The sequence below is a fragment of the Blastococcus atacamensis genome, assembly GCF_002938425.1.
GTDB classification, from domain to species: domain Bacteria; phylum Actinomycetota; class Actinomycetes; order Mycobacteriales; family Geodermatophilaceae; genus Blastococcus; species Blastococcus atacamensis.
Window position 1 is genome coordinate 1 of record NZ_POQU01000016.1, and the last position, 16,472, is coordinate 16,472.

General features: G+C 71.7%; 17 protein-coding genes. 11 read left to right on the forward strand and 6 right to left on the reverse strand.

The window, feature by feature from the left end; genetic code table 11:
- Positions 1-68 precede the first annotated feature (68 nt).
- Positions 69-632 (reverse strand): hypothetical protein, encoded by a 564-nt coding sequence (locus C5508_RS06270; RefSeq protein ID WP_104524092.1) that lies wholly within the window; start codon positions 630-632, stop codon positions 69-71.
- A gap of 373 nt (positions 633-1,005) precedes the next feature.
- Between C5508_RS06270 and C5508_RS06275 the strand changes: the two genes are divergently transcribed.
- The 6 genes from C5508_RS06275 to C5508_RS06300 all read left to right on the forward strand — a co-directional run bounded on the left by C5508_RS06275 (position 1,006) and on the right by C5508_RS06300 (position 6,350).
- The gene (locus C5508_RS06275) at positions 1,006-2,028 is read left to right on the forward strand and encodes a TerC family protein (RefSeq protein WP_232796954.1); all 1,023 of its coding nucleotides are present in this window, start codon (positions 1,006-1,008) and stop codon (positions 2,026-2,028) included.
- A 177-nt stretch (positions 2,029-2,205) separates the two neighbouring features.
- Positions 2,206-2,781, forward strand: a complete 576-nt coding sequence (locus C5508_RS06280; RefSeq protein ID WP_232796955.1) for a TerD family protein — start codon at positions 2,206-2,208, stop codon at positions 2,779-2,781.
- 143 nt (positions 2,782-2,924) lie between these two features.
- On the forward strand, positions 2,925-3,509 hold the full coding sequence (locus tag C5508_RS06285) for a TerD family protein (RefSeq protein WP_104524095.1): 585 nt from the start codon (positions 2,925-2,927) through the stop codon (positions 3,507-3,509).
- A gap of 228 nt (positions 3,510-3,737) precedes the next feature.
- Positions 3,738-4,316, forward strand: a complete 579-nt coding sequence (locus C5508_RS06290; protein WP_104524096.1) for a TerD family protein — start codon at positions 3,738-3,740, stop codon at positions 4,314-4,316.
- A 68-nt stretch (positions 4,317-4,384) separates the two neighbouring features.
- Entirely contained in the window at positions 4,385-5,557 is a 1,173-nt protein-coding gene (locus C5508_RS06295) for a DUF475 domain-containing protein (protein ID WP_104524097.1), read from the forward strand.
- Positions 5,558-5,651: 94 nt separating this feature from the next.
- Positions 5,652-6,350 (forward strand): TerD family protein, encoded by a 699-nt coding sequence (locus C5508_RS06300; RefSeq protein ID WP_104524098.1) that lies wholly within the window; start codon positions 5,652-5,654, stop codon positions 6,348-6,350.
- Between the two features lie 27 nt (positions 6,351-6,377).
- Here C5508_RS06300 and C5508_RS06305 read toward each other — a convergent pair whose 3' ends face one another.
- Genes C5508_RS06305 through C5508_RS06325 form a run of 5 tightly spaced genes read right to left on the reverse strand, consistent with a single transcriptional unit; the run spans position 6,378 to position 12,222 of the window.
- Entirely contained in the window at positions 6,378-7,787 is a 1,410-nt protein-coding gene (locus tag C5508_RS06305; protein ID WP_198597922.1) for a VWA domain-containing protein, read from the reverse strand.
- A gap of 28 nt (positions 7,788-7,815) precedes the next feature.
- Entirely contained in the window at positions 7,816-8,670 is an 855-nt protein-coding gene (locus tag C5508_RS06310) for a Cof-type HAD-IIB family hydrolase (RefSeq protein WP_104524100.1), read from the reverse strand.
- Positions 8,667-9,788 carry a cysteine protease StiP family protein gene (locus tag C5508_RS06315; RefSeq protein ID WP_198597923.1) on the reverse strand — a complete coding sequence of 374 codons (1,122 nt, stop codon included), beginning with the start codon at positions 9,786-9,788 and terminating at the stop codon, positions 8,667-8,669. Before C5508_RS06315 ends, C5508_RS06310 begins: the two co-directional genes overlap by 4 nt.
- Positions 9,785-11,062: a phosphoribosyltransferase family protein gene (locus tag C5508_RS06320; protein WP_157944009.1), complete on the reverse strand. Its 1,278-nt coding sequence runs from the start codon at positions 11,060-11,062 to the stop codon at positions 9,785-9,787. Before C5508_RS06320 ends, C5508_RS06315 begins: the two co-directional genes overlap by 4 nt.
- Complete coding sequence (locus tag C5508_RS06325; RefSeq protein WP_104524102.1) at positions 11,059-12,222, reverse strand: HpcH/HpaI aldolase/citrate lyase family protein; 1,164 nt, start codon at positions 12,220-12,222, stop codon at positions 11,059-11,061. Before C5508_RS06325 ends, C5508_RS06320 begins: the two co-directional genes overlap by 4 nt.
- 252 nt (positions 12,223-12,474) lie before the next feature.
- Between C5508_RS06325 and C5508_RS06330 the strand changes: the two genes are divergently transcribed.
- The 5 genes from C5508_RS06330 (at position 12,475) to C5508_RS06350 (ending at position 16,418) form a co-directional block, all read left to right on the forward strand.
- The gene (locus C5508_RS06330) at positions 12,475-12,918 is read left to right on the forward strand and encodes a hypothetical protein (protein WP_104524103.1); all 444 of its coding nucleotides are present in this window, start codon (positions 12,475-12,477) and stop codon (positions 12,916-12,918) included.
- A 194-nt stretch (positions 12,919-13,112) separates the two neighbouring features.
- Positions 13,113-14,336 carry a toxic anion resistance protein gene (locus C5508_RS06335; protein ID WP_104524104.1) on the forward strand — a complete coding sequence of 408 codons (1,224 nt, stop codon included), beginning with the start codon at positions 13,113-13,115 and terminating at the stop codon, positions 14,334-14,336.
- Positions 14,337-14,506: 170 nt separating this feature from the next.
- A complete protein-coding gene (locus C5508_RS06340) occupies positions 14,507-14,884 on the forward strand; it encodes a hypothetical protein (RefSeq protein ID WP_157944010.1) in 378 nt (125 codons plus the stop codon).
- Positions 14,885-14,892: 8 nt separating this feature from the next.
- Positions 14,893-15,447, forward strand: a complete 555-nt coding sequence (locus C5508_RS06345; RefSeq protein ID WP_198597924.1) for a TerD family protein — start codon at positions 14,893-14,895, stop codon at positions 15,445-15,447.
- A 410-nt stretch (positions 15,448-15,857) separates the two neighbouring features.
- On the forward strand, positions 15,858-16,418 hold the full coding sequence (locus C5508_RS06350; protein ID WP_157944011.1) for a hypothetical protein: 561 nt from the start codon (positions 15,858-15,860) through the stop codon (positions 16,416-16,418).
- Positions 16,419-16,472: the final 54 nt, after the last annotated feature.

Here is a 16,472-nt window from a genome sequence, read left to right on the forward strand (position 1 = left end):
TTTGTAATTTGTTTATTGTTTTTTTCTTGTTTTTTTTGTTTTTTTGATGTGTCGTCTGACATGGGTAATTACAGTAGGCGGTAAGAGGGCAGGGGAAGAATGGGATAAGAGACAGGTGTCGCCGGTCGCGTCGGCGGCGTCGTGGGCCGGACGGCGGCCGGCGGGTCCTCGGCCTGCACGTAGTTCTCGACCGGCGGGACGACGGCCGCGTCGGCCTGGCTCGCGGTGGTCAGGTTGGCGCAGTAGGACTGCACGGGCTGGAGCGCCGTCATCACCTCGGCCATCGAGATGCTGTCCCGGTCGGCGAGCGACTGGAGCCCCGCTGCCGAGGCGTGCACGGAGCCGACCTCGCCGGGAGCGTCGTCGGCCAGGCGCTCGCTGTCGCCGGCGACCTCGGCGAGCCCGTCGAAGACGGCGTTGTTCGTCGAGCTGCCGAAGGACACGGCGAGATCGGTCTCCAGCTCCGACACCGATGCGCACAGCGAGTCCGGGGCGACCGGCCGCGTGCTGATCACCAGCACGGCGACACCGGCCGCCACGATGACGACCCCGACGGTGCTGAAGAAGCGGATGGCGCGCCGACGGTTGTCCGTCGCCCACTCCCAGATGGTCTCCCCGATGTCCCAGAGCACGCCGACCCCCGTGTGACGAGATGCGGCACCGATCGAGGCCGCTGGAGCCGCGGACGCTAACCACGGCTCAGGGCGCGGACCAGGGCCGTCGACGCGCGTGCGCCGTTGTGCGCGGCTCGGCGCACCGCCGTCCGGTCTGTCGTCACGAGGAGTGAGATCAGAAGTTGTCTCCGCGAACCGGGAACCCGGCCGCGGCACGGACCGTTACGACGGGCAGAACCACGGACCGGCGGACGGCGACGTCTGCCCGGCGCGTGGTTCCGGAGGGGAGTATCCCCAGACAGCACCGTCGTCAACACGAGGACCCATGTCCTCCGGCGCTGCTGGCCGCGGTCGGTTCATCGCGGCGGGAGAGACCTCCGGTAGCTGACGCATGACAGTTCCCGGAGGCATTTTCATGGACGTCCCGTTCTGGGTGTGGGCCCTCACGGTCGGCGTGATCCTGGCGATGATCGCGTTCGACTTCGTCGGCCACGTGCGCACGCCGCACGCACCGACCCTGCGCGAATCGGCCGTGTGGTCGGCCGTGTACGTCGGCCTGGCAGTCGTCTTCGGCCTGCTGATCGTCTGGTTCTACGGCGGTGACTACGGCGGGCAGTACTTCGCCGGCTACATCACCGAGAAGAGCCTGTCGGTCGACAACCTCTTCGTCTTCGTCCTCATCATGGCCAGTTTCGGGGTGCCCCGGGAACTGCAGCAGAAGGTGCTGCTGTTCGGCATCACCTTCGCGCTCGTCCTGCGCACGGTCTTCATCGTCGTGGGCGCCGCGGCGATCGAGAACTTCAGTTGGGTCTTCTACCTCTTCGGCGCGATCCTGCTCTACACCGCCTGGGTGCAGGCCCGCAGCGGGGGCCACGACGCCGAGGAGGAGGACTACAAGGAGAACGGCGTCCTGCGCCTGGTCCGCCGCGTGGTGCCGACGACGTCGGAGTACCACTCCGACCGGATGACCGTGAAGCTCGACGGCAAGCGCTTCATCACGCCGCTGGCGATCGCGCTGATCGCGATCGGCACCGCCGACATCATCTTCGCCGTCGACTCGATCCCGGCCATCTTCGGCCTCACCCAGGAGTCCTATCTGGTCTTCGCCGCCAACGCGTTCTCCCTGCTGGGCCTGCGCCAGCTGTTCTTCCTCATCGACGGACTGCTCGACCGGCTGGTCTACCTCGCGTACGGGCTGGCGGTGATCCTCGGCTTCATCGGGGCGAAGCTGGTCATCCACGCGCTGCACACCAACGAGCTCCCGTTCATCAACGGCGGCGAGCACGTGACCCTGATCCCGGAGATCCCGACCTGGCTCTCCCTCACCGTCATCCTGCTGACGCTGATCGTGACGACGGTGGCCAGCCTGGCGAAGTCCAAGCGGGACCAGGGCAGCCGTGCCATCGCGGGCTAGCGGTCGCGGCCGTGCTCCCGGCGTCGTCTCCCCGAGGCGCCCCGGGCGTGGCCGCCGGCGACGAGGTGGGAGCGGCATCGGACCGGCCCCGACGCCGGCCGAACTTCGCTACGGTCAGAAGACCGTCCGGTCCGGATCCGGCACCGGCTACGCACGACGAATGGGGAATCCGACGTGGTGAGTCTCAGCAAGGGGCAGACCGTCTCGCTGGAGAAGCGGGGTGGCGGCACCCTGACGCGCGTCCGCATGGGGCTGGGCTGGGACGCGATCAAGAAGAAGGGCATGTTCGGCAAGCTGAAGGACCAGTCGGTGGACCTGGACGCATCGGCCCTCCTCTTCGACGCCGGCGGCCGGCTCGTCGACCAGGTCTGGTTCCAGCAGCTGCGGAGCAAGGACGGCTCCGTGCAGCACACCGGTGACAACCGGACCGGCGCCGGGGACGGCGATGACGAGTCGATCGTCGTGGACCTGCAGTCGGTGCCGAGCAGCATCAGCCAGATCGTCTTCGTGGTGAACTCCTTCACCGGCGAGAACTTCAGCCAGATCGAGAACGCCTTCTGCCGCCTCGTCGACTCCACGGCGAACGACACCGAGCTGGCCCGCTACGAGCTCACCGGCTCGGGCACCCACAACAGCCAGGTGATGGCGAAGGTCTCGCGCGCCGGCAGCGGCTGGAGCATGACCGCCATCGGTGCCATCGCCAACGGCCGGACCTTCCAGGACCTGATGCCGACCGTGAGCCAGCACCTCTGACCCCGGCGCCCGAAGCACCGGCGGCTCCCCGCCGCCCGTGCCTGGGCTCCATCGCGGCGTCGCTCCCCAGCGGTCGCCGGCACGACAGTCCGACCTCGCAGCAGACAAATCGGGCGACCAGCCCGCAGGACCATGGAGGAACAATGAGCGTCAGCCTCAGCAAGGGCGGCAACGTCTCCCTCACCAAGCAGGCCGGCTCCGCCGGCCTGAGCGCCGTCACCGTCGGTCTCGGCTGGGACGTGCGCACCACCACCGGCACCGAGTTCGACCTGGACGCCTCGGCGCTCCTGGTGAAGGCCGACGGCAAGGTGCTCTCGGACCAGCACTTCGTCTTCTACGGCAACCTCAAGAGCCCGGAGAACGCCGTGGAGCACACCGGCGACAACCTCACCGGTGAGGGCGCGGGGGACGACGAGCAGATCTCGGTGACCCTCGGCAACGTGCCGGCGGACGTCGACAAGATCGTGTTCCCGGTGAGCATCTACGAGGCCGACCAGCGGAACCAGAACTTCGGGCAGGTGCGCAACGCCTTCATCCGCGTGGTGAACCAGGCCAACACCGAGGAGCTGGCGCGCTACGACCTCTCCGAGGACGCCTCCACCGAGACCGCCATGGTCTTCGGCGAGCTGTACCGCAACGGCGCCGAGTGGAAGTTCCGGGCGGTGGGCCAGGGATACGCCTCCGGCCTGAAGGGCATCGCGCAGGACTTCGGCGTCAACGTCGGCTGACCTGCGGTCGCCGGGCGCCGGTCCTGAGCCGACAGCCCGCCGATCCGAGGCCGCGCCGTCGTCCCGATTCGATGAGGGACGACGGCGCGGCGCGTCGGCGGGTGAACCCCCGTCGCGCTACGAGACGCGGGGGAGCAGCGCCAACTAGTCTGCGACTGGCTGCCCGCGACCTCCGCGGTCCCGGCCGACCGCACCGCACCGAAGCGCCTTATCCGAGGAGGAGCACACGTGGGCGTCAGTCTGAGCAAGGGTGGCAACGTCTCGCTGACCAAGCAGGCGCCGGGCATGACGGCGGCGCTCGTCGGGCTGGGCTGGGACGTCAGGTCCACCAGCGGCGCCGACTTCGACCTCGACGCCTCAGCCCTCATGCTGGGCGCCGACGGCAAGATCCTCTCGGACTCGCACTTCGTCTTCTTCAACAACCTGACCAGTCCGGACGGGTCCGTCGAGCACACCGGCGACAACCTCACCGGTGAGGGCGAGGGCGACGACGAGGCCATCAAGGTGGACCTGTCGGCCGTGCCCGCCGAGTGCGACAAGATCGTCTTCCCGGTGAGCATCTACGAGGCCGACCAGCGAGGTCAGAACTTCGGCCAGGTACGCAACGCCTTCATCCGCGTCGTCAACCAGGCGGGCGGCGCCGAGATTGCCCGCTACGACCTGTCCGAGGACGCGTCCACCGAGACGGCCATGGTCTTCGGTGAGCTCTACCGGAACAACGGCGAGTGGAAGTTCCGTGCGGTCGGCCAGGGCTACGCCTCGGGCCTGCACGGCATCGCCAAGGATTTCGGCGTCAACGTCGGCTGATCGGCCGGGGGCGTCCCTCCCCGGCATCTCGCGGCAGCCGACCGGCTGCCCATGACTCAAGGAATCACGTGCTCCTGCGAACGTTCGGGTGGTCCATCGCGGTCACCATCGTCAGCCTCGTCGTGGCGTTCATCTACGGCAGCTGGGAAGCCCTGGCGCTCTGCCTGATCCTCGGCATCCTCGAGGTCTCCCTCTCGTTCGACAACGCCGTCGTGAACGCGAAGGTGCTCGAGCGGATGAGCGACTTCTGGCAGAAGATCTTCCTGACCATCGGCATCCTCATCGCCGTCTTCGGCATGCGGCTCGTGTTCCCGCTGCTGATCGTCGGCATCACCGCCAACCTGGGGCCGGTCGAGGCCGTCCAGCTGGCGATGGAGAAGGGCAACCCCGAGACGCCGGGCACCTACGGGTACCTGCTCAACGAGGCGCACCCGCTGATCGCGTCCTTCGGCGGTCTCTTCCTGCTGATGCTCTTCCTCGACTGGCTGTTCGAGGAGCGCGACATCACCTGGCTGAGCTGGCTGGAGCGCCCGTTGGCCCGCATCGGCAAGCTCGACGCGCTCTCGGTGATCATCTCGCTGGTGCTGCTGGTCCTCGCCGCCGAGTTCCTGGTGGAGGGTGAGGAGCGCGAGTCGGTGCTCATCGCCGGCACCCTCGGTCTCGTCACCTATCTGGCCGTCAACGGGCTCGGGTCCCTCTTCGAGGGCAGCGGGGCCGGTGAGGAGGACGACGACTCGACCGCGGGCGTCGTGCACGGCGAGCAGGGCAAGGCCGACGACGTCGCGACCGCCACGGCTCCGACGCGCACCGGTGGGCCGACCACCCTCGCGCGGGCGACCGGCAAGGCCGGCTTCTTCCTCTTCCTCTACCTCGAGGTCCTCGACGCGTCGTTCAGCTTCGACGGCGTCATCGGCGCGTTCGCCATCACCTCCGACCCCGTGATCATCGCGCTGGGGCTGGGCTTCATCGGGGCGATGTTCGTCCGGTCGATCACCGTCTACCTCGTCCGCCAGGGCACTCTCAGCGAGTACGTGTACCTCGAGCACGGCGCGCACTGGGCCATCGGTGCCCTGGCGGCGATCCTGCTGCTGAGCCTGGAGTGGCACATCCCGGAGCTGATCACGGGCCTGATCGGCGTCGCGTTCATCGGCGTGGCCTTCATCGGTTCGCTGCGGCGGCTGAAGAAGGACGCGCCGGAGGCGCACGCGATCAAGGTCGGCGCTGAGCACCAGTCGGTCTGACACCTGACGGCCGGTCCCCCGCACGGGGGGCCGGCCGTCGTCGTTCCCGGCGTCGGGCCGGAAACGGACCACGAGCAACGGAGGGACGCAGGGAATGGCGATCGACTACACGAAGCGCCCACCGGCCGGGGGCGGAGCGCCCGCCGGGGGCGGTGGTGGTGTGAACCTGGGCAAGGTGACGCTGACCAAGAGCGCGCCGAGCGTCTCGCTGACCAAGCGCGGGGCCACCGGCGGTGAGCTGCGGGTCAACCTCAACTGGAACGCGCGTCCTGCCAGCGCCTCCGGTGGTGGGTTCCTCAAGCGCATGGCCGCGGCCGCCCAGGGCGGGATCGACCTGGACCTGGGCTGCCTCTACGAGTTCACCGACGGGTCCAAGGGCGTGGTGCAGGCGCTCGGCAACGCATTCGCCTCCCGGAATCCGGTCGGTCCGCCGATCATCACCCTCGACGGCGACGACCGGTCCGGGACCAACACCGCCGGGGAGAACCTGCGGATCGATCTGTCCCGGGTCGCCGAGATCCGCCGGATCCTGGTGTTCGCCTTCATCTACGAGGGCGTGCCCAACTGGGCGGCGGCCGACGGCGTCGTCACGATGCACCCCGCCGGTGGAGCGCCGATCGAGGTCCGCCTGGACGAGTCCGACCCGCGCGCGCCGATGTGCGCCATCGCGCTGCTCACCAATGCGGGCAACGACCTCACGGTCAACCGCGAGGTGCGCTACGTGCACGGCGGCCAGGACCTGCTGGACCGCGAGTACGGCTGGGGCATGGAGTGGGGCCGCGGGCGCAAGTAGCGCCCGCAGCCCAGCTGCTCCTGGCGCTCAGCGCGGCGGGAGCAGCCCCCGCTCGCGTGCCTGGGTGAGCCAGCCGGGGTACTCGGTCATGAGCAGGTCGAAGAGCTCGTCGTCGCTGAGCTGCATCGGGTCGTCCACGCTGAAGAAGTCGGCGTTGTCGATGAACCGGCCGCTCATGTCGTCCAGCTCCTCGAGGAAGCGGAACTCGCGCGAGGTCCCGCTCGCGGCGCCCCCGCCGCCGCCGAAGAAGCCGCGCCGGCGCCCGCCACCACCGCCCAGGGCCAGGGACCGGGAGGACTTCCCGATCGCCATGAACTGCCAGAAGAGCGGCTCGTAGCTCGAGGATCGGACCTGCTCCCGCGTGACGTCCTCGTCGAACGTGGCGCCGTCGGTGACGAACATGACGTACACGGGGACGCGGTCCTGGAATGGGGCCTTCCGACGCTCGTCGGAGCCGAAGTAGTGCCGGCGGATGAGGCGCATCGCCGCCCCGTAGTAGGTGCTGGACTCCAGCGGATGCCGGCGCAGCACGTCGGCGGTGTACTGCCGGACGTTGCCCAGGTTCATCGTGTCCGCCTGGTGCCCTTCCCGCCCGAACAGGAAGATGTCGACCTCGCCGTCGTCGTCGAAGCGCAGGCCGAGGGCCAGGATCCGCTCCGCGAGCTGCTGGATCTTGCCGGACCGGTAGAGCCCGGCCATCGAGCCGCTGATGTCCAGGCACAGGGCGACCCGCGCCGTGTGCTCGCCGAGCCCTTTCTTCTCCAGGCTGACGGCCGCCTTCTTCACCAGGTCGACCAGGTGGGGCGCCTCGGTCGCGGCCCGCTTCTCCAGCGAGATCTGCTTCTGCTTCTTCAGCGAGACGGCCGACGGTGCCGGGGAAGCGGCCGGGGGAGCTGCTGGGGCGGCGGCCGCGGGAGCGGTCGGCTCCTCCGCGACGTCGATGCCGAAGTCCGTCGCCAGGCCCCCGAGACCCGACGCGTAGCCCTGCCCGACGGCCCGGAACTTCCACTGGCCGTTGCGGCGGTAGAGCTCGCCGAAGACGAACGCCGTCTCCGTCGAGGCGTCGGAGATGTCGAAGCGCGCGATCTCCGACCCGTCGGCGACGTCGGTCAGGCGCAGGTGCAGACCGGGGATCTGGCCGAAGGTGCCGGTGCCGACGCTCGCCGCGACGGCGATCTTCTCGATCGCCTCCGGGAGGTCGGCGAGATCCACGTCCACCGAGTCCTGCCCGGTGGCGCCCGAGCCGGAGTGCCGGACGCTGCCCTCGGCGCTGCGCGGCTGGTTGTAGAAGACGAAGTCGGCGTCGGACCGGACCTTGCCGCTCGCGGTCAGGAGGAGCGCGGAGGCGTCCACCTCGACGCTGGAGGACCAGCCGAGCGTGGCGCGGACCCGCGCCGCGGTCACCGGGAGGTTGGCACCCTTGGACATCGTCGTCATGCCGGGCATCCTGCCAGCGCAGATGCCCTCAGGGGCGGGCACGCTCCCCGGCCGCCGACGTCCCCAGCACGTGCGCCTGCCACGCCGCGACGATCTCGGCGGCTGCAGCGTGGCCCGGCGCGCCGGTGAGCGTCACGTGCGGCCACGGCGGAAGTCCGGTCCGCGCGATCTCGCTGCCGGCCGGCACCCACCCCCGGTCGGCCAGCTCCAGCATCTCGGCGTCCAGCCAGGTGTCACCGGCGGCCAGGAGCTCGGGGACGTCGCCGAGCTCCTCGGCCATCCGCCCGCGGACGTGGCCGATCGCGTGCGCCTTGTGCAGCGCGTCGGGCAGCGCGTAGACCTTCGTGCCCTGGTGGGCCACCCGCCAGGAGCGGGGGAGGAGGCGGGCCGTCAGCCGTTCGGCCTCCTCGGCGCCGAAGCGCGCGGGGTCGACGATGCCGTAGCAGAACAGGTCCTCGGCGGTGTGGGCCCGGAGCACGGTGCCATCCGCGACCAGCGCGTCGAGCACCGCCCGCACCTCCGTCACCGGCGCGCACCCGGCCAGCCGCCGGGCGGTCGCACGGGCCCAGCCCTCGTCGACGCGGCCGTGCTCGAGCACCACGCCGCCGGACCCGGCGATCAGGAACCGCGGCGTGAACGGCAGGTCGACGCGCTGGAGCTGCCGCGGCGTGCGGGTCGTCGTCGGCACCACCGAGACGGCGGCGGGGAAGCGGCCGAGCTGGGCCAGCCCGTCGCGGACGACGTCGGCCATCTCGCTGACGACCCGTCCCTCGAGCACCTCCACCACCGACCGGGGGAGGCCCCCGCCCAGCTGCTCGGTCGCCCGCGGGCTGAAGATCAGCGTGCGGTCGAGGTCGGTGGTCACCAGGACCGGCCCGGTCACGAGTCCGCTCCGGCGAGCGGCTGCACGAGCCCGACGCAGCTGTAGGGCATGTCCGGGTGGTCGACGATCGGCACGCCACGGGCCTCGGCGAGCATCAGCACGTGCCGGAGGGCGTCGCGCCGGTCCGGGCGGACGAGGACCTGCCAGGGCAGCCGGCGCAGCAGCACGCGGGTGGTCTCGCCGACGCTGGGCTTCACCAGGTGCCAGCTCGGCAGCCCGTACTCGGCCTGCAGCCGCCGCACCACGTCCCGGCCGGCGAAGGTGGGGGTGCGGTCGGCGGCGTACTCGGCCCGCCAGCGTGCCTCGACGGCCGGTGCGACGTCGTCGAAGCGCCGGGAGACCGAGTCGAGGAAGTGCGCGGAGCGGTCCTGGTCGGCCAGTTCGCGGTACACCTTCGCGCCGTGGAACATGCCCGGCCCGATCAGCTCGTCGTTGAGCACGGTGCGGCTCACGAGTCCGCACACGGTGGCGTTCAGGCAGGCCGACGGGACCAGCACGTCCTCACGGGTGCCGTAGAGGGTGGCGCAGTGCCCCGGGTCCGCCACGACGGCCAGATCGCGCGGCAGCCGTGGGCCGCCGTCGGCCTGGTAGGCGTCGAGTGCCGAGTCCAGCTCGGTGACGATGGCGCCCTTGCCCGTCCACCCGTCGACGAAGACGACGTCGCGCGGGTCGTGGCGGGAGACGACGTGGTCGAGCGCGACGGTGTCGATGCCCCGGCCGCGCACGATGCTCACCGAGTAGTGCGGCAGGTCCACGCCGTGCGCGTGCCGCCCCCACCGGCGCATGAGGATGCCCACCGGGGTCCCGGCGCGCGCGAGGGAGACCAGCACCGGCCGGCCGCTCCGTGCGGCGAGGGTCATCTCCGTCACCACGCCGACGTGCGCGGCGATCTCCGCGGCCGTCTCGGCCAGCACCGCCTCGAAGAGGTCGAGGTAGGCGTCGTCGGGGCGGTACTCGACCGGCAGCATCTCGGCGTAGTTGCGGCCGGCCTGGATGCGCGCCTCCCGCTCGGCCAGGTCGAGCTCCAGCCGGGCGGAGGAGACGTCGGTGAGCAGGAACGTGACCTCGGCGGGGTCGTAGCTGCTGCGCAGGCCCTCGACCGGCGCGGAGGCCGTCACCGGGCGCCGTCCGTGGCGCAGACCTGGACCACGTGGACCGAGCGCCGGGCGGTGGCGGCCAGCAGGTCGACCAGGACGTCGGTGTGCCCGGCGACGAGCGCGTCGGAGACGAGGACGATGTCGTCGAACCCGGGAGCGTTCCCCGGATCGGGCTGCGCACTGGGGGCGACGTTGTAGGCGAAGGCCGCGCGGTCGGGGTCCTCGGTGGCCGGGAACCGGAGGACCGTGCGCAGCGGGTAGCCCGGCGCATCGACCACCGCGGCCGGGCTCCGGGTGGTGGTCGAGGTGCGTACCTCCGGGCCGAGGGCCGCGGCGAGCCGCTGGGGCAGGTACATGAACTCCTCGTCACCGAGCACGAGGGTGCGCGCGTCCCGGTGCACGGGCAGCGCCGGTGCCACGCCGTCGACGGCCTCGGTCAGCAGTCGCTCGGACCCGCCGTCCCAACCGTGAGCAGCCAGCGTCGGGAGGCCGGGAGGGAGGACCAGCGCCCGCCGCACGACGGGGACCGGCCTCCCGGACGGACCGGGCGGGGGAGCCAGCCGGTCCAGGAGGCGCGCCGCCCGGTCCAGCACGTCCGCCGGAGTGCGCACCGTGCCGCGGAGGAGCGCGACGCTGGTCACCGACGTGCCGAGGCCGGTCGCGAACGCCTCCAGCTCCCGGTGCTGCTCGGCGGTCCGGGAGTCCAGGAGGCTGGCGACGACGTACCGGTCGCGCGGCCGGACGGCGTGCAGGGCGCGGATGGCGTTGATCGCAGTCCGGCCGGTGCTGATCTCGTCGTCCACCAGGACCAGCGGGACGTCCGCGCGCCCGAGGGCGTCGCCGACGGCCCCGCCCGGGAGCAGGGCGAGGCCCTGCTGGGTCGCGTGGCTGTGCTCCTCGCGGAACTCGAGCAGTCGAGCGCCCTCCGGCGCCGGCCGGCGCGTGGTGTGCAGGTAGGGCGCCTGGGTCCCGTCCGTGCCGGCGACCGAGGCGACGGCGTGCCCGAGGGCGGTGGCCGTCTCGGCGAAGCCGACGACGACCGGCGTCGGGCCCGCGCAGGCGCCGCGCACCAGGTCTCCGAGCAGCCGGCCCGCGCCGAGCACGTCGGTGACGCGCGCGGGCACGTGCTTGCCGAGCAGCCGGGACACCAGCAGCTGGGCGCGCAGCGGGTTGCGCCGCAGGCCCAGCTCGATGCTGCCCGCGATGCGCGCCCCGGCTGCCGGGCCGCCGGCCTGGGCACGGACGTCCAGCTGGATGCCGAGCTCCGTGGTGACCCAGCCCGTCGGACCGCTCACGCCGAGCCCTCGTCGACGTGGAGCAGGTCGACGAAGGTCCGGTCCTCGCGCAATGCGCCGAACACCGATGCCCGGCGCAGCGTGTGCGCCGCCCAGCGGGCGTGCGGACGGCTCTCGATCATCCGGGTCGCGCCGGCGTTGCCGGTGACCCCGCCGCCGGTCATGCCGAGGGTCGTCCGGGCGTCGTCCAGCTCCTCGGAGGTGACGACGTAGAGGGCGTGCACCGGCCGGACGTGGGAGGGGTGGATGACGGTCTTGCCCAGGATGCCGGTGGCCTTGTCCAGCACGACCTCGCGCAGAAGCCCGTCCAGGTCGTGCCGGATGAGGTCGTACCGCAGCTCCGTTGCCCCGGGGAGGTCCGGACGGCCGAACGGTGACTGGCGCAGCTGGGGCTTGAACAGGCGCTGGCTGCCGGTGAAGTGCTCCCAGACGGCGCCCGTGACGGTGAAGCAGTCGTCACGGGCGAAGACGTTGACGATGTCGGCGAGGGCCTCGCGGACCAGGGCGAGGTCCCAGATCGTCAGGTCCGGGCCGCGGCGCAGCCCGTACAGGCCGCACAGGTCGGTGGCGCCGATGCGCACGGCGAGGACGGCGTCCTCGGCGGCCGACAGCAGTTCCCGGAGCCGGAGGAGCTCCGGCAGCCGGGTCTCGGAGAACAGCACCTCGCCGGTCTCCAGGACGGGCATGCCGTACAGCGGCAGGGACGTCGTGGCCCGCGCCTCGGCAAGTGCCTCCAGGTAGCCCCCGGCGACGGCGGCGGTGAACTTCGGGAAGACGAAACCGGTGAGGACGGCGGCGGCCGGGCCGAGCTCCTCCACGAGGGCCGGCACCTGGTCGGGGTGCCGGACGCGCACGAAGAGCTGCGGGGTCTCCACGGCGCTCTCGTGCAGGCTCCGGAGCTGGTGGACGACGTTGCGCTCGCCGTCGGGGACGTCGTCGTCGGGAATGGCGTCCTCGAGGCACAGCACCGCCGAGGCGACGCCCTCCTGCACCAGCTGCCCGATCCGGGCGGCGTAGTCCGAGCGGGTTCCCGGGGTGTACAGCGTCGCGCCGAGGGCGACGGCGAGGGTCCGCCGATCGGTCCGCGCGTCGAACGCCTGCGGGGGGAGCTCGAAGAGCGACTCCCGTTGCTCGGGTGTCAGGAACCCGAAGTGACGCACTCGTCCTCCCTCGTCCGGGTGCCCGGACCGTCGCAGGCGCGGCACGGTGGCCGGTGCTCCGGCCGCCTGCCCGTCCGAGCCTACGGGCGAGCGGGGGCGGAACCGGAGATCCGCACGAGACCTCACCCGCTGGACCGCTGGGTCACGTGCGCGGGGCGGCGATCCGAACCGACACCGTGCTGGTTCCCCTTCCCCCGGGGGGAGGGACCCGGTGTACTGCCCCGGACGTCCGCACCACTCCGGGGGGAAGCCATGCGCACCACCGTCGCCGGGACCGCATCCGTTATCGCGCTGTCGGTCCTGGCACTGGCCGGCTGCAGCGGACGATCGGTCGAGGCGTACTGCGAGACCTTCTACGGCGAGGGGCAGGAGCTCCGCGAGCGGTGGATCGAGGCGGGGGACACCCAGGACCCGTTCGCCGCCATGGGCACGATCTTCTCCGCCCCCGGCGACCTGGCCGCCTTCTTCGACGACCTCGCGGAGGTGGCTCCCGAGGAGATCCAGTCCGACGTCGAGCGCATGCGCGACGCCTTCCAGGAGCAGGCCGACTCCATGGGGGACACCGCCGCGGGGATGTTCAGCAACCCGTTCGGGACGGCGCTGGGCTCCCTGGCCACCGGTATGTCCCTGACCGGTCCGGCGGAGCGGGTGGATGCCTACACGCTGGACAACTGCGGGCCGCCGCCCACCGGGTGACGGCGAACCCTGACGCGTGACACCCGCCGTATCCTGCCCGCGAAGGGTTCGAATCGTCGCGCCGCGTGTTAGACAAGCGGCTGCAGCCCGGATACTCCCGAACTGCAACCGACTGCCCGGCGCCGTCGCCCGTCCTCTCCGGGGCGGGCCGTCGCACCCGGTCGGCACCGACGCGTCTTCGAGGAGTGACCTCCATGTCCGAACTGGACCTCGGCTCCACCTCCGCGCCGTCCGCCGCGGCGCCCGTCGCGGCGCCCGCGGCCGGCGCCCTGGTCCTCGCCCCACCGCAGCCGGTCGTCGTGGTGCCGCCCGAGCAGGCGGCCGACGCGGTGCCGATCGAGGACGCGAAGCAGGCCGAGCTGCGCGCCAAGGCGACCGCCTTCGTCGCCGACCTCGTGTCGCTGGACACGAAGTCGCCGGCCTTCTCGGAGAAGGTCGGGTCGATCACCGCGCTGGGCGAGCGCGAGATGCGCGCGTCGGCCGCCGTCTCCAACCGCATGCTCGAGCGGCCGGCCGCGGCCATGGGCAAGGGCAAGGTCGACGCCCAGACGAAGGTGTCCAACACCCTCGTCGACCTGCGTCAGACGGTCACCTCGCTGGACCCGAACCGGGCCGACCTCACCGGCGTCAAGCGGGTCCTCAAGTGGCTGCCCGGCGGCGACAAGATCGACCGCTACTTCGCCCAGTACCAGTCGGCCCAGTCGCACCTGAACTCCATCATCAAGGCACTGGACTCCGGTCAGGACGAGCTGCGCAAGGACAACGCGGCCATCGAGACCGAGAAGGCCAACATGTGGCAGATGATGGGCAAGCTGCGGGAGTACAACGAGCTCGCCGCTGCCCTCGACGCCGCACTGGAGAGCAAGGTCGCCGAGCTGGAGGCCGCCGGTCGCACCGAGGACGCCAACACGGTCCGCTCCGACGCGTTGTTCCCCGTCCGTCAGCGGCGGCAGGACATCATGACGCAGATGGCGGTCGCGGTTCAGGGCTACATGGCGCTGGACCTGATCCGGCGCAACAACCTGGAGCTCATCCGGGGCGTGGACCGGGCGCAGACCACCACGATCGCGGCCCTGCGGACCGCGGTGATGGTGTCCCAGGCGCTGAGCCGGCAGAAGCTGGTGCTCGACCAGATCAGCGCGCTGAACACGGTGACGTCCAACCTCATCGAGTCCACGTCCGAGCAGCTGCGCATCCAGGGCACGGCGATCAACCAGCAGGCGTCCTCCTCCACGGTCGACGTCGCCAAGCTGCAGGCCGCCTTCGACAACGTGTTCGCGACCATGGACGCCGTGGACACCTTCCGCGCGCAGGCCGTCGACTCGATGGCCCAGACGGTGCAGGCGCTGGAAGGGCAGATCGAGCGGGCCAAGCCGTACCTCGAGCGCACCCGTCGGAACGAGATCGCCGGCAGCTGAGCCGGGGCCCGTCCGGGGCGGGCGTCCCGGACGGCCGGCAGGGGAGGGGTGGGTACGGCGTGGCGTGGTTCCGGCGACCCCAGCCCGCGGCGACCGTCCCGACGGCTCCCGTCACGGACCCGGGCGACAGCCCGGACGCTCTGCGGGCGGCGATCGGCTCGGTCAACCGCATGATCAACGCTTCCGCCGGGCGGCTGCCGCTGCGGGCCGTGGTCGCGGCCCGGCGCATCACCGACGTGCTGGCGGAGATCGTCGACACCTCGGAGATCCGGCCGCTGGACGTCTACGCCACGATCTCGGTGCGCGGCGCGGTGGGGGACTACCTGCCGACGACGCTGCGCACCTACCTGGCCGTCGACGAGGACCTGGTCGACGTGCCGCGGCCGTCGGGCACCACTCCGACCCAGTCACTGCTCGAGCAGCTCGATGCGCTGGAGGGTTCCGCCGTGGCTGTCCTGCAGGCGACCCAGGCGCAGGACGTCGACGCCCTGATGACCCAGGGCAGCTTCCTGCGCACCAAGTTCTCCGGATCGGATCTTGATCTCTGATGGCCCTCATGAGCCGCGGGGCCAACGTGCCCCTCACCCGGGAGATCCCCGGGCTGAAGCAGATCGTGGTCGGCGTGAGCTGGAACGGGAACGCCGAGCCGGTGCTGCAGGACAACCTGGTGGTGGCCGCCCTCCTCTGCGACAGCGCCAACAAGGCCCTCTCGGCCGAGCACTTCGTCTTCGTCAACCAGCTGACCTCTCCCGACCTGTCGGTGAGCCGGCTGGAGAAGGCGCTGGCCGGGGACCAGGAGCAGGTGGAGATCGACCTGCCCGACGTGCCGCCCGAGGTGTCCCGCGTGGCCTTCGCGCTGTTCGTGAACGAGGGGACGGCGGCGCGCCGCACGCTGGGGCAGCTCCGGCAGCTCAGCGTGTGCGTGCGGGATGCGACCGACAACCGGGAGCTGGTCCGCTCGGAGAACTTGGCCCCGGCCCTGTCCACCGAGACCGCGCTGGTCCTGGGCGAGGTGTACCGCCACCGCTCGGACTGGAAGTTCAAGGTCGTCGGGGAGGGCTACGCCAGCGGCATCACCGGTATCGCCTCGGACTACGGCCTGCCACTGTGAGCGGTCGCGACCCCGCCACCGCACCGCGACGCACCGATCTCGGCTGGCTCCGTCACCGCAGCCTCCGGCCCGTGCCCGGGGCCGCCACGCGGTCAACCGCCCCGCCGTCGGCCCCGCGCCGGGCGGCCGCACCGCGGCCGGCGGGCGGCGACCTCGACCTGTCGGGACCGGCCACCCGCGCGCCGTCGCCGTCCCTGGACCTCTCAGCCCCGTCGTCGAGCCCGGACCTGTCTGCGCCGCCATCACCGCCGCCACCGCCCGCGTCCTCGGCCCCGTCGGGGTCCGCGGGCCTCCTCGACCTCTTTCCGGAGCCCGTTCCGGTACCCGCCCCGGCCGCGCCGCCGCCTGCTCCCGCCGCCCGCGGTCCCCGGCGGGGTCGCCGGGAGCAGCCGGCCCGTCCGGTGCCGCGGGTGGCGCCGCGCGGACGGGTCCTCCTCACCCCGCGGGACCCGACGGTCACCCTCAACCGGCTGCAGAGCGGCATAGGGGCCCTGACCGTGGAGGCCGTCTGCTCACCGGCCGTGGGCGACGTCAGCCTCGGCGCGCTGTACGAACTGGCTGACGGCACCTCGTCCATCGTCGAGCGGGCGAGGGGCTTCGTCGCCGGCCCGCACCGGTCGCCGACGCCGGTGCTGCGCGGGGACCGCGAGGAGTTCGAGCAGCTGGTCCTGGACCTGGGGCAGACCGGCAGCCTGCGCCGGGTGCTGGTCTACGCGACCTCCGAGTCCGGGCGGGAGCTGGACTGGGGCGGCACGCTGGTGACCCGCACCTTCGGGGGATCCCGGGTCGAGCTGCCCCTGGACCTGGGGGTGCACCGCGGTCCGGTGGCCCTGCTCTCGATCTACGTCATCGACGGCGAGTTCGTGCTGCGCGCGGAGACGGAGCGGATCGCGGGCGCCGTGCGGGACGTGGCCCGCGCCTACGGCTACGACCGGATCACCTGGGCCGACGACCGGACGCCCGTCGTCTGAGCCCCGCGGGCCGACGTCGGGACAAGGGCGGATACCGGGCCGGATAGCGTCCGT

What these genes read in the sequence shown, in the direction of transcription:
- C5508_RS06275 (WP_232796954.1), top strand. Translation starts at nt 1,006, where the DNA reads ATGACAGTTCCCGGAGGCATTTTCATGGACGTCCCGTTCTGGGTGTGG.
- C5508_RS06285 (WP_104524095.1), top strand. Translation starts at nt 2,925, where the DNA reads ATGAGCGTCAGCCTCAGCAAGGGCGGCAACGTCTCCCTCACCAAGCAG.
- C5508_RS06300 (WP_104524098.1), top strand. Translation starts at nt 5,652, where the DNA reads ATGGCGATCGACTACACGAAGCGCCCACCGGCCGGGGGCGGAGCGCCC.
- C5508_RS06305 (WP_198597922.1), bottom strand. Translation starts at nt 7,787, where the DNA reads ATGACGACGATGTCCAAGGGTGCCAACCTCCCGGTGACCGCGGCGCGG.
- C5508_RS06330 (WP_104524103.1), top strand. Translation starts at nt 12,475, where the DNA reads ATGCGCACCACCGTCGCCGGGACCGCATCCGTTATCGCGCTGTCGGTC.
- C5508_RS06335 (WP_104524104.1), top strand. Translation starts at nt 13,113, where the DNA reads ATGTCCGAACTGGACCTCGGCTCCACCTCCGCGCCGTCCGCCGCGGCG.
- C5508_RS06340 (WP_157944010.1), top strand. Translation starts at nt 14,507, where the DNA reads ATGATCAACGCTTCCGCCGGGCGGCTGCCGCTGCGGGCCGTGGTCGCG.
- C5508_RS06345 (WP_198597924.1), top strand. Translation starts at nt 14,893, where the DNA reads ATGAGCCGCGGGGCCAACGTGCCCCTCACCCGGGAGATCCCCGGGCTG.